The organism is Pseudomonas sp. LBUM1640 (genome assembly GCF_059716225.1).
In genome coordinates this window covers 5,962,167-5,976,644 of sequence record NZ_CP166816.1, presented here as the reverse complement: position 1 = coordinate 5,976,644, position 14,478 = coordinate 5,962,167, and the positions used below count along the sequence as shown (strand labels likewise).

The window sequence follows — 14,478 nt, the reverse complement described above, 5'->3', positions numbered from 1 at the left end:
GACCCCTGGCAGGAGACACCCCATGCGTATTTCGATTGGTTTACTGATGGCGATGCTGGCCTTTGTCGCCCATGCCGAGTCGCCCGACCCGGCCGCGCTCAAGGCACAGTTACAGGACTATTATTTCGATGCCGCCCGCCGTGGCGATATCGACATGCTCAACACCTTCATCGAATCCGGCTACAGCCTCAACACCCAGGACGACAAGGGCTACACCGCGCTCATTCTGGCCGCGTATCACGGCCAGGGGCCCTTCGTGGAGCGCCTGCTCAACGCCGGCGCCGACGCCTGTGTGCAAGACAAGCGTGGTAACACCGCACTGATGGGCGCGATCTTCAAGGGCGAGCTGAAAATCGCCCAGCGCCTGCTCGCCACCGACTGTAACCCCGACCAACGCAACGGCGCCGGGCAGACGGCGGCCATGTACGCCGGGCTGTTCAAGCGTGTCGAGCTGCTGGACGAATTAAAAGCCAAAGGCGCCGACCTCAACGCCGAAGACCCGATTGGCAACAGTGCTTCACGATTGGCCAGTGGTGAAATCCGGACCCCGGCGCCGCGCTGAGCTATCATCGCGGTTTTTCGGTTGGAGGTTCTCAAATGGCAAAGGCCAAGCGCATGTACGGCTGCACCGAGTGCGGCGCGACCTTTCCCAAGTGGGCCGGCCAGTGCACCGAGTGCGGCGCGTGGAACACCCTGACGGAAACCATGATCGAAAGCGGCGGCGCTGCGGCCCCCACCGGTCGTGCCGGCTGGACCGGGCAACAAGCGCAGATCAAAACCCTGGCCGAAGTCAGCGTCGAAGAAATCCCGCGTTTCTCCACTGCTTCCGGCGAGCTGGACCGCGTACTCGGCGGCGGCCTGGTGGACGGCTCGGTGGTGCTGATCGGTGGCGACCCCGGCATCGGCAAATCGACCATCCTGCTGCAAACCCTCTGCAGCATTGCCAGCCGCATGCCGGCGCTGTACGTCACCGGCGAAGAATCCCAGCAGCAAGTGGCCATGCGCGCCCGCCGCCTGGGCTTGCCTCAGGATCAACTGCGGGTGATGACCGAAACCTGCATCGAAAGCATCATCGCCACGGCGCGTATCGAAAAGCCCAAGGTCATGGTGATCGACTCGATCCAGACGATTTTCACCGAGCAGCTGCAATCGGCACCGGGCGGCGTGTCCCAGGTGCGCGAAAGTGCGGCGTTGCTGGTGCGGTATGCCAAACAGAGCGGCACGGCGATTTTTCTGGTCGGCCACGTAACCAAAGAAGGCGCGTTGGCCGGGCCACGGGTGCTCGAGCATATGGTCGACACCGTGCTGTATTTCGAAGGCGAATCCGATGGCCGCCTGCGTTTGCTGCGTGCGGTGAAGAACCGCTTCGGCGCAGTCAACGAATTGGGCGTGTTCGCCATGACTGACCGGGGGCTTAAAGAAGTCTCCAATCCATCGGCGATTTTTCTCACGCGTGCCCAGGAAGAAGTCCCGGGCAGTGTGGTGATGGCAACGTGGGAAGGCACCCGGCCGATGCTGGTAGAAGTGCAAGCGCTGGTGGATGACAGCCACTTGGCCAACCCGCGCCGGGTCACCCTCGGCCTGGATCAGAACCGTTTGGCGATGCTGCTGGCGGTGTTGCACCGTCACGGCGGGATTCCCACTCACGACCAGGACGTGTTCCTCAACGTGGTCGGCGGGGTCAAGGTGTTGGAGACCGCCTCCGACCTGGCGTTGATGGCGGCGGTGATGTCCAGCTTGCGCAATAAGCCGCTGCCCCATGATTTGCTGGTGTTTGGTGAAGTCGGTCTGTCGGGCGAAGTGCGCCCGGTGCCGAGTGGCCAGGAGCGTTTGAAAGAAGCCGCCAAGCATGGCTTCAAGCGCGCGATTGTGCCCAAGGGCAACGCGCCGAAAGAAATGCCGGCGGGGTTGACGGTGATTGGGGTGACGCGCCTGGAACAAGCGCTGGATGCGCTGTTCGAGTAATTAGCAGCACCGCAAAACCAAATGTTGCCTGTGATGGGTTTAGGTAGATTGAGTACATATCCGTTGCTGCGGTAACGGCCACCTATGGTTTCGCTCTTACAGCGAGTCACTTTTGGCAAACGCCCGGAATGCCGGCCCAGCCAAAAGTAACCAAAAGGTCTTTGCCCCACCACTCGGTGCCTCGCCTAGGCTCGGCATGCCAGAACGAAGGCCCGGTTCCGCGGGTCGCCGCGATGGGCCATCCCTGGCCCAGCGCGGCTAAACCGGCATCCCTGCCGGTTTACCCGCTCCACCGTGCCTACGTGCGGCCATCGTGGTTAACGGGGCCTGTCAGATCAAGATCAAAATCTACAGCACGGCGGCCTAGTAGCCGACCTGAGTGGTTGAAGCAGAAGCAGGGCAAGAACAGATCAAAAGCAGAGCTGCTTTTCTGTGGGAGCTGGCTTGCCTGCGATGCAGACACCTCGGTACATCAGTGAGACACAGTCGATGCCTTCGCAGGCAAGCCAGCTCCCACATTTGACCGAGTACACCCATCTACCTGATGTACTGAGCTCAAAATGTGGGAGCGGGCTTGCTCGCGAATGCGGTGGGCCAGCCACCAAATGCATCAACTGACACACCGCCTCGCTTTCGCTTTTGATCTAACCACTCAGGTCGGCTACTAGGCCGCCGTGCTGTAGATCTTGATCTTGATTTTGATCTTAGGCGCCCCGTCAACCACGCTGGCCGAACGCAGGCTTTGGAGCGGGGGTAAACCGGCAGGACGCCGGTTTAGCCGCGCTGGGCCAAGGATGGCCCATCGCGGCGGCCCCCGCTCCAAAGCCTGCGTGAGGGCACACCGAGCCTAGGCGAGGTGCCGAGTGGTGGGGCAAGAGCCTTTTGGTTACTTTTGGGCTCTTTTCAAAAGTGACCCGCTGTAAGAGCGGAACCCATTTCAGCCATCACCCAAACAACGGATATGTACCCAGCGCCCCCCGCAACCACCACCGAACTAAATTCGTAAAAAAGATGTGTAGAAACCTATGCATCGCGGGCAAGCCCGGCTCCCACAGAGGTCTGCTCCCACATTTGGATTAGATTTCCAACAGCGCTGCCAACTCGCGGTGCAATTCTTCCTCGTCGCCCAAATTCAACTCAACCAACCGCCGCAAATGGCTGATCGACTCCAAGTCAATGTGCTCGCACACAAACCCCAACTGCCCATGGTCGTCGTGGGCCAGTTTCACCTGCATCTCTATATGTGCGTCTGGGTCCAGACGAATATCCACGTCGAACGATTCCGCGCGATTTCCCTGCCAGTCACTCGGCCGTTGTACCAACAACCCTTTGAGCGACAAATCCACCAGTTGCACCGGACAATTCCAGCCGTTTTGCGCAATGGTTGTTCGTGCATCGAAGGCGATACGCCGAAAACGGCGTCGATCAGACGGCTGTTCGCTCATGCTCAAATCCTCTGTGGATAGAAGCAGTGTAGCCCTGAGCCATCACCGAGCTTTTATTTCTGCTTTTTTTGCGATTGCAAGGCTCTAGACCAACGTAGGGGGCTGGTCTTTGAAGCCAACAGCGCTAAACTCGGACTGGCTGTCCTTTCTGTCCACCCTGGCTGGAATATAAAAATGAAAAATAATAATAGCCTGCTACGCCACCTACCCTGGCTGGTGCTGGCAATCGTAGGAGCGTGCGCCCTGGGCGTAGTGGCCTTGCGCCGCGGCGAGGCGATCAACGCCTTGTGGATTGTGGTCGCTGCTGTGGCCATCTACCTGGTTGCGTACCGTTACTACAGTCTGTTCATCGCTAACAACGTGATGCAACTCGATCCACGGCGGGCCACCCCCGCAGTGCTCAACAATGACGGTCTGGACTATGTGCCGACCAACAAACACATCCTTTTTGGTCACCACTTTGCGGCGATTGCCGGTGCAGGCCCGCTGGTCGGCCCGGTACTGGCGGCGCAAATGGGCTACCTGCCCGGCACCCTGTGGCTGATTGCCGGGGTGGTGCTGGCCGGTGCGGTGCAGGATTTCATGATCCTGTTCCTGTCCACCCGTCGCAACGGCCGTTCCCTGGGGGACATGGTCCGCGAAGAGATGGGCCGCATTCCGGGGACCATCGCGCTGTTTGGCTGCTTCCTGATCATGATCATCATCCTCGCGGTGCTGTCGCTGATCGTGGTCAAGGCCCTGGCCGAAAGCCCGTGGGGCATTTTCACGGTGATGGCGACCATCCCGATCGCGATGTTCATGGGCGTCTACATGCGCTACATCCGCCCGGGCCGCATCGGTGAAATCTCGATTATCGGCGTGTTGCTGCTGCTGGGTTCGATCTGGCTGGGCGGGCAGATTGCCGCTGATCCGGTGTGGGCCAAAGCCTTCACCTTCACCGGGATCCAGATTACCTGGATGCTGGTCGGTTACGGCTTCGTGGCTGCGGTATTGCCGGTGTGGCTGATCCTCGCCCCGCGTGACTACCTGTCTACGTTCCTCAAAATCGGCACCATCATTGCCCTGGCAATCGGCATCCTCGTCACCATGCCCGACCTGAAAATGCCGGCATTGACCCAGTTTGTCGACGGCACCGGCCCAGTGTGGAAGGGCGGTCTGTTCCCGTTCCTGTTCATCACCATCGCCTGTGGCGCGGTCTCGGGTTTCCACGCACTGATTTCCTCGGGCACCACGCCCAAGCTGTTGGCCAATGAAGCCCACTCGCGCTACATCGGTTATGGCGCGATGCTGATGGAGTCGTTCGTGGCGATCATGGCGATGGTTGCCGCTTCGGTGATCGAGCCTGGCGTTTACTTCGCCATGAACAGCCCGGCCGCCGTGGTGGGCGCTGATGTGGTGACTGTGGCGCAAACCGTCAGCAGCTGGGGGTTTGCGATTACCCCGGAAGCGCTGACCGCGGTGGCCCACGATATTGGTGAAACCACCATCCTGGCGCGTGCCGGCGGTGCGCCGACCCTGGCGGTCGGTATCGCGCAGATCCTGCACAGTGTGCTGCCGGGTGAAAACACCATGGCGTTCTGGTATCACTTTGCGATCCTGTTTGAAGCGCTGTTCATCTTGACGGCGGTCGACGCTGGCACCCGTGCCGGTCGTTTCATGCTGCAGGATCTGCTCGGCTCCTTCGTCCCGGCGCTCAAGCGCACCGAGTCCTGGACCGCCAACCTGATCGCAACTGCAGGTTGTGTGGCGATGTGGGGTTACCTGCTGTACCAAGGCGTGATCGACCCATTGGGCGGCATCAACACCTTGTGGCCGCTGTTCGGTATCTCCAACCAGATGCTGGCCGGTATTGCGCTGATGCTCGCCACGGTTGTGCTGATCAAAATGAAACGCCAACGCTACATCTGGGTGACCATGCTGCCGGCCGTCTGGCTGCTGATCTGCACCGTGACCGCAGGCTTCATCAAGCTGTTCGACGCGAACCCGGCGATTGGCTTCCTGTCGCTGGCCAAGAAGTACAGCGATGCGTTGGCCAACGGGCAGATCCTTGCCCCGGCGAAGAGCATCGACCAGATGCAGCATGTGATCTGGAACGCCTACACGAACGCGACATTGACGGTACTGTTCCTGTTCGTGGTCTTCAGCATCCTGTTCTATGCGATCAAAGTCGGCGTGGCCGCCTGGGGTAACAAAGAACGTACGGATAAAGAAGCGCCATTCCATGCCGTACCGGACGCGTAATCGAGGGTTGCAACCATGTTCAATGACATCAGTCGCCTCGGTAAATACCTCGGCCAGGCCGCACGCCTGATGGTCGGCATGCCCGACTACGATACGTACGTCGAGCATATGCAAACCAAGCACCCGGACAAACCGATGATGGACTACAAGGCGTTCTTCCGGGAACGCCAGGAAGCCCGTTACGGTGGCAAGGGTGGGCCCAAGTGCTGTTGAGTTAACGCAACCCCCTGTGGGAGCGGGCTTGCTCGCGAAGGCGGTGTGTCAGTCACAATTGAGCTGGCTGACCCACCGCCTTCGCGAGCAAGCCCGCTCCCACATTTGCTTTTGTATTTCTTCAAGGAGAATCTCTTTGTCCTCTCCCATCCCCGTCACCATCCTCAGCGGCTTCCTCGGCGCCGGCAAAACCACCTTGCTGCGCCACCTGCTCAAAGCCGAGCACGGCCTGAAAATCGCCGTGATCGAAAACGAATTCAGTGACGCCGGTATCGACACCCAACTGCTGGGCGCCGAGCCGGTGCAAGTCATGACGCTGTCCAACGGCTGCGTGTGCTGCACCATCCACACCGACCTGACCAAAGCCCTGTACCTGCTGCTCGAACGCCTGGACAGCGGCGAGATCGCCTTCGACCGCCTGGTGATCGAGTGCACCGGCCTGGCGGATCCTGCGCCCGTGGCCCAAACCTTCTTCATCGATGAAGAACTGCGCGAACGCTACATCCTCGACGGCATCATCACCTTGGTGGATGCGGCCCACGCCGAACACCACCTGACCCAGACCATCGCCCAGGCGCAGATTGGTTTCGCCGACCGCCTGCTGGTGAGCAAGCGCGACCTGGTGGACGAGGCGACTTTCGACGCCCTCAGCCAGCGCCTGACCCGCATCAACCGCCGCGCGCCGATTCGTGTGGTCGACCACGGCGCGATTGACCTGGCTGAATTGCTCGATGTGCGCGGTTTCAACCTCAACGCCGGCATGAGCCTGCGCCCGGTCAGCGCCGCGCCGTCTATCGACCGTATTTCCAGCCTGGTGCTGCGCACCGACCAGCCGCTGGATATCGACCGCCTCAGCGAGTTCATGAACGCACTGCTGGAAGACCACGGCAAGCAACTGCTGCGCTACAAGGGCGTGCTGAACATTGCCGGGGAAGACCGGCGCATGGTGTTCCAGGGTGTGCTCAAGCTTTACGGGTTCGATTGGGACACCGAATGGGCCGAGGGTGAGGCGCGTGAGAGTGTGATTGTGTTTATTGCTGATGAATTGCCGGAAGACAAAATTCGCGAGGGCTTTGCTCGGGTTTACCAATCCTGACGTGAAATGCGATCAAAAAATGTGGGAGCGGGCTTGCTCGCGAAAGCGGTCTTTCAGTGGATACATGTGCTGACTGAACCACTGCTTTCGCGAGCAAGCCCGCTCCCACATTGATTGCATTTCAACTCAAATTTTGCCCATAAAAAAGCCCGGCGCTAGCGCCGGGCTTTTTAGTCAAGCAACTGCAATCAAGCGCCGTATACCGGCAGTTTTTTGCAGATGGCCTTGACCTTCTCACGCACCGCGTCGATCACGGCTTCGTTGTTCAGGTCTGCCAGGATGTCGCAGATCCAGCCGGCCAGTTCCTTGCACTCTGCTTCTTTAAAGCCACGAGTGGTCACAGCCGGGGTGCCGAAGCGCAGGCCGGAGGTGACGAAAGGCGAACGTGGGTCGTTCGGTACGGAGTTCTTGTTCACGGTGATGAAGGCTTTGCCCAGGGCAGCGTCAGCATCTTTACCGGAAATGTCCTGCTTGATCAGCGACAGCAGGAACAGGTGGTTTTCAGTACCGCCGGAGACAACGTCGTAGCCGCGTTCGATGAACACGCCGGCCATGGCCTTGGCGTTTTTCACCACTTGTTGCTGGTAAGTCTTGAACTCAGGCTGCAGGGCTTCTTTGAAGCAGATCGCTTTAGCGGCGATCACGTGCTCCAGCGGGCCACCTTGGGCGCCTGGGAATACAGCGGAGTTCAGCTTCTTCTCGATCTCGGCGTTGGCGCGCGCCAGGATCAGGCCGCCACGTGGACCGCGCAGGGTCTTGTGGGTGGTAGTGGTCACCACGTCAGCGTAAGGCACCGGGTTCGGGTAGACACCAGCGGCGACCAGACCGGCCACGTGAGCCATGTCGACGAACAGGTAAGCGCCGACTTTGTCAGCGATCTCGCGAAAGCGTGGGAAATCCAGGATCTGCGAGTAGGCGGAGAAACCGGCCACGATCATTTTTGGCTTGTGCTCAACCGCCAGGCGCTCGACTTCGTCGTAGTCGATCAGGCCATTGGCATCGATACCGTATTGAACGGCGTTGTACAGCTTGCCGGAGGAGGAAACACTGGCGCCGTGGGTCAGGTGACCGCCGTGGGCCAGGCTCATGCCCAGGATGGTGTCGCCGCCTTGCAGCAGGGCCAGGTACACGGCGCTGTTGGCTTGCGAACCGGCGTGTGGCTGGACGTTGGCGTAATCGGCGCCGAACAGTTCCTTGGCACGGTCGATGGCCAGCTGCTCAACCACGTCGACGTACTCGCAACCACCGTAGTAGCGCTTGCCTGGGTAGCCTTCGGCGTACTTGTTGGTCAGAACCGAACCTTGAGCCTCCATGACCGCAGGGCTGGTGTAGTTTTCCGAAGCGATCAGCTCAATGTGCTCTTCCTGGCGCACGGCTTCTTGCTCCATGGCGGCAAAGAGATCGGCGTCGTACTTGGCAATAGTCAAATCACGGCTGAACATGGCGGTCCTCAAGGATCGGGGGCAGAAAAGGAGGGCATTCTAACCCAACGGGTTTTGGATGGCATATGAAAGGACATCATGTCGCGGACAAGTGGGGCTCATCTGGGGATAGGCGGTGCCTGTACTGGCCCCTTCGCAGGCAAGCCAGCTCCCACACTTGACCGAGTTCCATCTTTGAAATGCGCTCGAATGTGGGAGCGGGCTTGCTCGCGAAGAGGCCATCCAAAGCGCTGCAAAACCTCAGTCGAACATGAACAGCGCATCATTGCTGAACTGCGCCTCAAACTGATTCGCCGGCATCGGCCGCCCAAACAGATAGCCCTGCACCTCATCGCAGCCATGCTCACGCAGGAAATCCAACTGCTCATGGGTTTCCACACCCTCGGCGATCACCGCCAGGTTCAGGCTGTGGGCCATGGCAATAATGGCGCGGGCGATTTGCGCGTCCTGCTCGCCGGACGGCAAACCGTCGACAAACGTGCGGTCGATCTTCAACACGTCGATAGGGAACTGCTTGAGGTAGTTCAGCGACGAATAGCCCGTGCCGAAGTCGTCCACCGCAATGCTCAGCCCGAGGTTTTTCAGGCTGGCGAGGATCTGCATGGCCTCGTTGACTTCACGCATCAGGATACTTTCGGTCAGCTCCAGCTCCAGGCACGCGGGCGGCAGGCCGGTGTCCCGGAGGATGGCGGCGATACGCTCGCCCAGTTGGCCGTCCGAGAATTGGCGCGCCGAGATGTTCACCGAGACTTTCGGCACCCGCACCTTGTTCTGGTGCCAGGTCTTGAGCTGGCGGCAAGCTTCGCTGAGCACCCAGTCGCCCACGTCCACCACCAGCCCCAACTCTTCCAGTACCGGAATAAAGTCACCCGGCGGCACCAGCCCGCGACGCGGGTGGCGCCAGCGCAGCAGGGCTTCGGCGCCGGTCAAACGTTTGCCATCGCCGCTGAACTGCGGCTGGTAATACAGCACAAACTCGTTCTGCTCCAAGGCGTGGCGCAGGTCGCTTTCCAGTTCCAGGCGTTCCAGCGCACTGGCGTTCATGTCGGCCTGGTAGAACTGGAAGTTGTTCTTGCCACGTTCCTTGGCGTGGTACATCGCGGTGTCGGCGTTTTTCATCAGCTGGCTCAGCTCGTTGCCGTCCTGCGGGCTCAAGGCGATGCCGATACTGGCGGTCACGAAGAATTCGCGGCCCTCGAGTACAAACGGCCTCACCAGGCTCGCCAGGATTTGCTCGGCCACGGTGATGGCGCGGTTCAACGCCATTTCACGGCTGGCCCGCGGTTGCAGGAGCAAGGTGAACTCGTCGCCGCCCATGCGTGCCACGGTGTCGTCTTCGGCCACGCAGCCCAGCAGGCGCGTGGCCATTTCCTTGAGCATGCGGTCGCCGGCGGCGTGGCCCAGGGAATCGTTGATCGGCTTGAAGCGGTCGAGGTCGAGGAACATCAGCACCACCCACGACTTCTGCCGCTCGGCCGATTGCAGCGCGGTGTGCAGGCGGTCCTGAAACAGCGTGCGGTTGGGCAGGTGGGTCAGGGCGTCGTAGTAGGCCAGGCGGTGGATGCGCTGTTCGCTGGCCTTGCGCTCACTGATGTCACTGAAGAAACACACGTAGCTGGCCAGGTCGCCTTCATCGTCGAACACGGCGGTAATGCCGACCCACGCCGGGTAGTGCTCGCCGTTACGGCGCTTGAGCCACACTTCGCCTTCCCACGTGCTGTGCTGGTGCAGTTGCTTGAGCACATAACGCAGGTGGGCTTCCTGCTGTTCGTCGACGGTGAGCATATTCGGCAACTGGTCGAGCACATCCGCCACGGCATAGCCGCTGACGCGGCTGAACGCCTCGTTGGCTTGCACGATGTAACCCGCCGGGTCGGTGATCAGGATCGCCGAGGTGGAGTGTTCGAATACTGTGGCCGCCATGCGCAGGTCTTTCTCGGCGCGGCGTTGCTGGCTGATATCGCGGCCCACGCCGAGGATGCCTTCAAACGCGCCGTGTTCGTCCCACACCAGCACCAGGCGCAGTTCAATCGGCACCTTGCGGCCATCGGCGCGCAGGCAATCGAACAAAAACAGCTGGGTCTGCACGTCATCGCGCAGCTTATTCAGTGCGGTCGTGTCGCCCAGCGAGCGGCTGACCTGTTCAACCAGGCTGTAAATACCGGTCAACTGTTGCGGGTTGGCGATGATCGACTGCCAGCCGTTCTTGAACACCCAATCCACGTCATAACCCAACACCGCGTTGACCGATGGGCTGATGTAGTTGAGGGCCAGCTGACTGTCGGTGGAGCAGATCACGTCGCTGATGCTTTCGGCCAGCATGCGGTAGCGCTGCTCGCTGTCGCGCAGGGATTCGCTGGCTTCGATCTGGTCGGTGATGTCTTTGGCCACGCCGATGATCCGCGTAACCGCTGCAGCTTTATCGCGGGCCAGGGCCTGTTCGCGGATATCGAAGCATCGCCACTGGTTATTGCGATGGCGAAAGCGCAGTTGGCAGTGCAGTTGGGTGGTGTAGCCGACTTCACGCTGCTGCTGGCGCAAGTCGTGGTAATACTCGGCGTCGTCGGGGTGCAGCAGGATTTCCCAGAAGTACTCGCCCATTTGCTGCAATTCGGCGCGGTTGTAGCCGAGTGTGTGACCCAAATGGTGGTTGCTGAAAATCATCCGTTGGCTGATCACGTCTTGCACATACAGGTGATCCGGCACGGTGCGCACCACGTCCGACCAGAAACTTTCACGCTCCACCAGCGACAACTCGATCAGCTTGCGGCTGGTGATGTCGCTGATGCTGAGAATCACCGCCTTGAAGTCGTCCTGCTGCTCGGGCAGGCGCATCACCAGCCACAGGTATTGGTCGTTGCCGACGACGTCGTTGAGCTGGATTTCCAGCTCCAGCTGTTTTTGCTGGGTCAGTACGGCTTCCAATACTTGGTAGCCGATGGCCGTGGCGTTGCGCGGGCAGTCATCGATCAGGCGCTCCCAGGCTTGCTCGCAAGAGCTGACGTTCAACAGGCGCACAGCCACCTGGTTGACCTCGGTGACGCGCAACTCCTTGAGCAGTTGCTGGCGCTCTTGGGCATTGTTGTGCAGCCAGGCCTGCAATTGCTCGCGGGTTTGCAGGTGGGCCTTGTCGAAAAACGCCTTCAACCCCGACAGATCGAGCACGCAAAGCGCCACGCCGGTGCCTTCGAAAATGTCCTGATAGCGCCTGCGGCCTTCATGCACCTGGCGCTGGCGACGGCGCATGTTCAGCAGCACGATCACCGGGATCAGCGAGAAGGCCAGGCCCAACAAGCATTTGCCGATAAACGCCGGCAGCAGTTGCTCCAGCACGGCGCTGCGGTCAAACAGCCCGCGCAGTTGCCAGTCGCTTTTGCTCAGGGGCGTGACCAGCACGCTTTTATTCAATTCATCCGGCGTGAGCGCCGAGGCCCACTGCGCCGGCATGCCGCTGTCACGGCTGACCACGCGGTGGTTCAGGCGGTTTTCGATGGCCCACATCGGGCGTTGGCCCTGGACGTCCTGGCGGGTCAGGTTGCTCAGGTAATTGGGCGCCAGGCGCAGCGCCCAGTACATTCTTGAGCCGCCGCTGGGCTGGTGCAGCAGCAGGTAAATGAGGGTGCCGTCGGGGTTGTTGCTCAGGTAATAAGGCTGCGAGTGGCTGCGTTGCACCAGCTCTTCAAGCCAGGCGCTGTCCTGGCTGTCTTTGGCGCTGTCGTTGATCATCGCGCCGCTGGGGGCGAGCAGGGCGACACTGCGCAACTCCGGCAGCGAGCGCTGCAAGGTGCGCATCAAGGCCTGTTGCTGTTCGTCGTTGCGCGGCGGCTCGACCATCGGCAGCAGGTTCAGGGCGATTTTTGCGCTCAGGGCCATGTTCAGGCTGATCTGTTCAGACAGGTCGGCGCTGTAATCGATGGTGTATTGCTGCTGGTTTTTCTGGTTCTGCTGCAGTTGGTCCAGCAGTTGCCAGAACAATAACGCGAGCAGCATCAGGACAAGCGTCGCCAATGCGCCTTTGAGGGTGCCGTGCAGGGGCGCTCCCGGCGCTATATGAGCGGCGCGCAGGGGAGTGGGCGGCGTGACTTTGGACAAGCTGTGATCCTGCGGTTTGGCTGGATTGGCGCGCGACGTGCACTATAAGCCGGACGCCCGGAGGGCGGCTAGCATGCCTTGAGTTGTGGCAAAGTGCCAGCCCCGCCTGGCTGGACTGACCAAGCGCATTCAGGTAGCTTTGCCGGTTACGCGGGGGCGTTCCAGCCCCAGACATTCAGGCTTTTTGCGCACGAAGGCATTGACCACCGTCAACGGCCCGCGCGGCGCATGGCCTGCACGGGCTTCGCCCGCTCAATTCATCAGTCACTGACGCTAGGTTCACCATGGCTCAATACGTCTTCACCATGCATCGGCTGGGAAAAGTTGTTCCGCCGAAGCGGGAAATCCTGAAAAACATTTCGCTGTCCTTCTTTCCAGGCGCCAAGATCGGCGTGCTCGGCCTTAACGGTTCGGGTAAGTCCACGCTGCTGAAAATCATGGCCGGCGTCGATACCGAGTTCGAAGGCGAAGCCCGCCCGATGCCGGAACTGAACATCGGTTACCTGCCGCAAGAGCCGATCCTGGATCCGACCAAGACCGTGCGTGAAGTGGTCGAAGAGGCCGTGGCCGTGATCAAGAACGCTCAGGCTCGCCTGGACGAGGTCTACGCCGCCTACGCCGAAGAAGATGCCGACTTCGACAAGCTGGCTGCCGAACAGGCCAAGCTCGAAGCGATTCTGCAGGCCGGCGACGGTCACAACCTGGAGCGTCAGCTGGAAGTCGCCGCCGATGCGCTGCGCCTGCCGGCGTGGGACGCCAAGGTCGAATTCCTCTCCGGTGGTGAAAAGCGTCGTGTGGCCCTGTGCCGCCTGCTGCTGTCGGCCCCCGACATGCTGCTGCTCGACGAACCGACCAACCACTTGGACGCCGATTCCGTCGCCTGGCTGGAACACTTCCTTCACGATTTCCCGGGCACCGTGGTTGCGATCACGCACGACCGGTACTTCCTGGACAACGTGGCCGGCTGGATCCTTGAGCTCGACCGTGGCGCCGGTATCCCTTACGAGGGCAACTACTCCGGTTGGCTGGAAGCCAAGTCCGACCGTCTGGCGGCAGAATCCAAGCAGCAATCGGCTCACGAAAAAGCCATGAAGGAAGAACTGGAGTGGGTGCGCAAAGGCGCCAAGGCCCGCCAGTCCAAATCCAAGGCACGTCTGCAACGCTTTGAAGAAATGCAGTCGCAGGAATTCCAGAAACGCAGCGAAACCAACGAGATCTACATCCCGGCCGGTCCACGCCTGGGTGACAAGGTCATCGAGTTCAAAAACGTTTCCAAAGGTTATGGCGACCGCGTGCTGATCGACAACCTGTCGTTCTCCATGCCAAAAGGCGCAATCGTCGGCGTTATTGGTGGTAACGGTGCGGGTAAATCCACACTGTTCCGGATGCTGATGGGCAAGGAAACACCGGATTCGGGCACCATCGAAGTCGGCGAAACCGTGCAGCTGGCCTGTGTCGACCAGAGCCGCGACGACCTCGATGGCAGCAAGACTGTGTTCCAGCAGATTTCCGACGGTTCCGACCAGATCCGTATCGGCAACTATGAAATCCCGTCGCGCACCTACGTCGGTCGTTTCAACTTCAAGGGCGGCGACCAGCAGAAGTTCGTCAAGGACCTGTCCGGTGGTGAGCGCGGTCGCTTGCACCTGGCCCTGACCCTGAAAGAAGGCGGCAACGTGTTGCTGCTCGACGAACCGTCCAACGACCTCGACGTTGAAACCCTGCGCTCCCTGGAAGAAGCCCTGCTGGACTTCCCGGGCGCCGCCATTGTGATCTCTCACGATCGGTGGTTCCTTGACCGCGTCGCGACCCACATCCTGGCGTACGAAGACGACTCCCAAGCGGTGTTCTTCGAAGGTAACTACACCGAATACGAAGCGGACCGTAAAAAGCGCTTGGGCGACGCAGCTGCCCAGCCGCACCGTGTACGGCACAAAAAACTGGCCTGATTTGGGTGGGTTGCAAAAAAGCGGAGCCTTCGGGC

General features: G+C 60.4%; 9 protein-coding genes. 6 read left to right on the top strand and 3 right to left on the bottom strand.

Annotation, left to right across the window (positions count from 1 at the left end; translation table 11 throughout):
- The first annotated feature begins 22 nt into the window (after positions 1 to 22).
- Positions 23 to 562 (top strand): ankyrin repeat domain-containing protein, encoded by a 540-nt coding sequence (locus ACA065_RS26525; RefSeq protein WP_497692172.1) that lies wholly within the window; start codon positions 23 to 25, stop codon positions 560 to 562.
- 35 nt (positions 563 to 597) lie between these two features.
- Positions 598 to 1,965: a DNA repair protein RadA gene (gene radA / locus ACA065_RS26520; protein WP_122538968.1), complete on the top strand. Its 1,368-nt coding sequence runs from the start codon at positions 598 to 600 to the stop codon at positions 1,963 to 1,965.
- A gap of 1,076 nt (positions 1,966 to 3,041) precedes the next feature.
- On the opposite strand, the gene ACA065_RS26515 is transcribed toward radA, so the two are convergent.
- A complete protein-coding gene (locus ACA065_RS26515; RefSeq protein WP_497692171.1) occupies positions 3,042 to 3,410 on the bottom strand; it encodes a PilZ domain-containing protein in 369 nt (122 codons plus the stop codon).
- 174 nt (positions 3,411 to 3,584) lie between these two features.
- Between ACA065_RS26515 and ACA065_RS26510 the strand changes: the two genes are divergently transcribed.
- From ACA065_RS26510 to yjiA, 3 genes are all read left to right on the top strand, one after another.
- Complete coding sequence (locus ACA065_RS26510; RefSeq protein ID WP_497692170.1) at positions 3,585 to 5,651, top strand: carbon starvation CstA family protein; 2,067 nt, start codon at positions 3,585 to 3,587, stop codon at positions 5,649 to 5,651.
- 15 nt (positions 5,652 to 5,666) lie between these two features.
- The gene (locus ACA065_RS26505) at positions 5,667 to 5,864 is read left to right on the top strand and encodes a YbdD/YjiX family protein (RefSeq protein WP_003176208.1); all 198 of its coding nucleotides are present in this window, start codon (positions 5,667 to 5,669) and stop codon (positions 5,862 to 5,864) included.
- A gap of 136 nt (positions 5,865 to 6,000) precedes the next feature.
- Positions 6,001 to 6,960, top strand: a complete 960-nt coding sequence (gene yjiA, locus ACA065_RS26500; protein ID WP_497692169.1) for a GTPase — start codon at positions 6,001 to 6,003, stop codon at positions 6,958 to 6,960.
- Between the two features lie 188 nt (positions 6,961 to 7,148).
- Here the strand turns inward: yjiA and glyA are convergent, their stop codons facing one another.
- Both glyA and ACA065_RS26490 read right to left on the bottom strand, forming a co-directional pair.
- Positions 7,149 to 8,402 carry a serine hydroxymethyltransferase gene (gene glyA, locus ACA065_RS26495; RefSeq protein WP_119740983.1) on the bottom strand — a complete coding sequence of 418 codons (1,254 nt, stop codon included), beginning with the start codon at positions 8,400 to 8,402 and terminating at the stop codon, positions 7,149 to 7,151.
- A gap of 240 nt (positions 8,403 to 8,642) precedes the next feature.
- On the bottom strand, positions 8,643 to 12,494 hold the full coding sequence (locus ACA065_RS26490; protein ID WP_497692168.1) for a sensor domain-containing protein: 3,852 nt from the start codon (positions 12,492 to 12,494) through the stop codon (positions 8,643 to 8,645).
- A gap of 284 nt (positions 12,495 to 12,778) precedes the next feature.
- Here ACA065_RS26490 and ettA point away from each other — a divergent pair, with 284 nt between their 5' ends.
- Positions 12,779 to 14,443, top strand: a complete 1,665-nt coding sequence (gene ettA, locus ACA065_RS26485; RefSeq protein ID WP_099584751.1) for an energy-dependent translational throttle protein EttA — start codon at positions 12,779 to 12,781, stop codon at positions 14,441 to 14,443.
- The last annotated feature ends 35 nt before the right edge of the window (positions 14,444 to 14,478 follow it).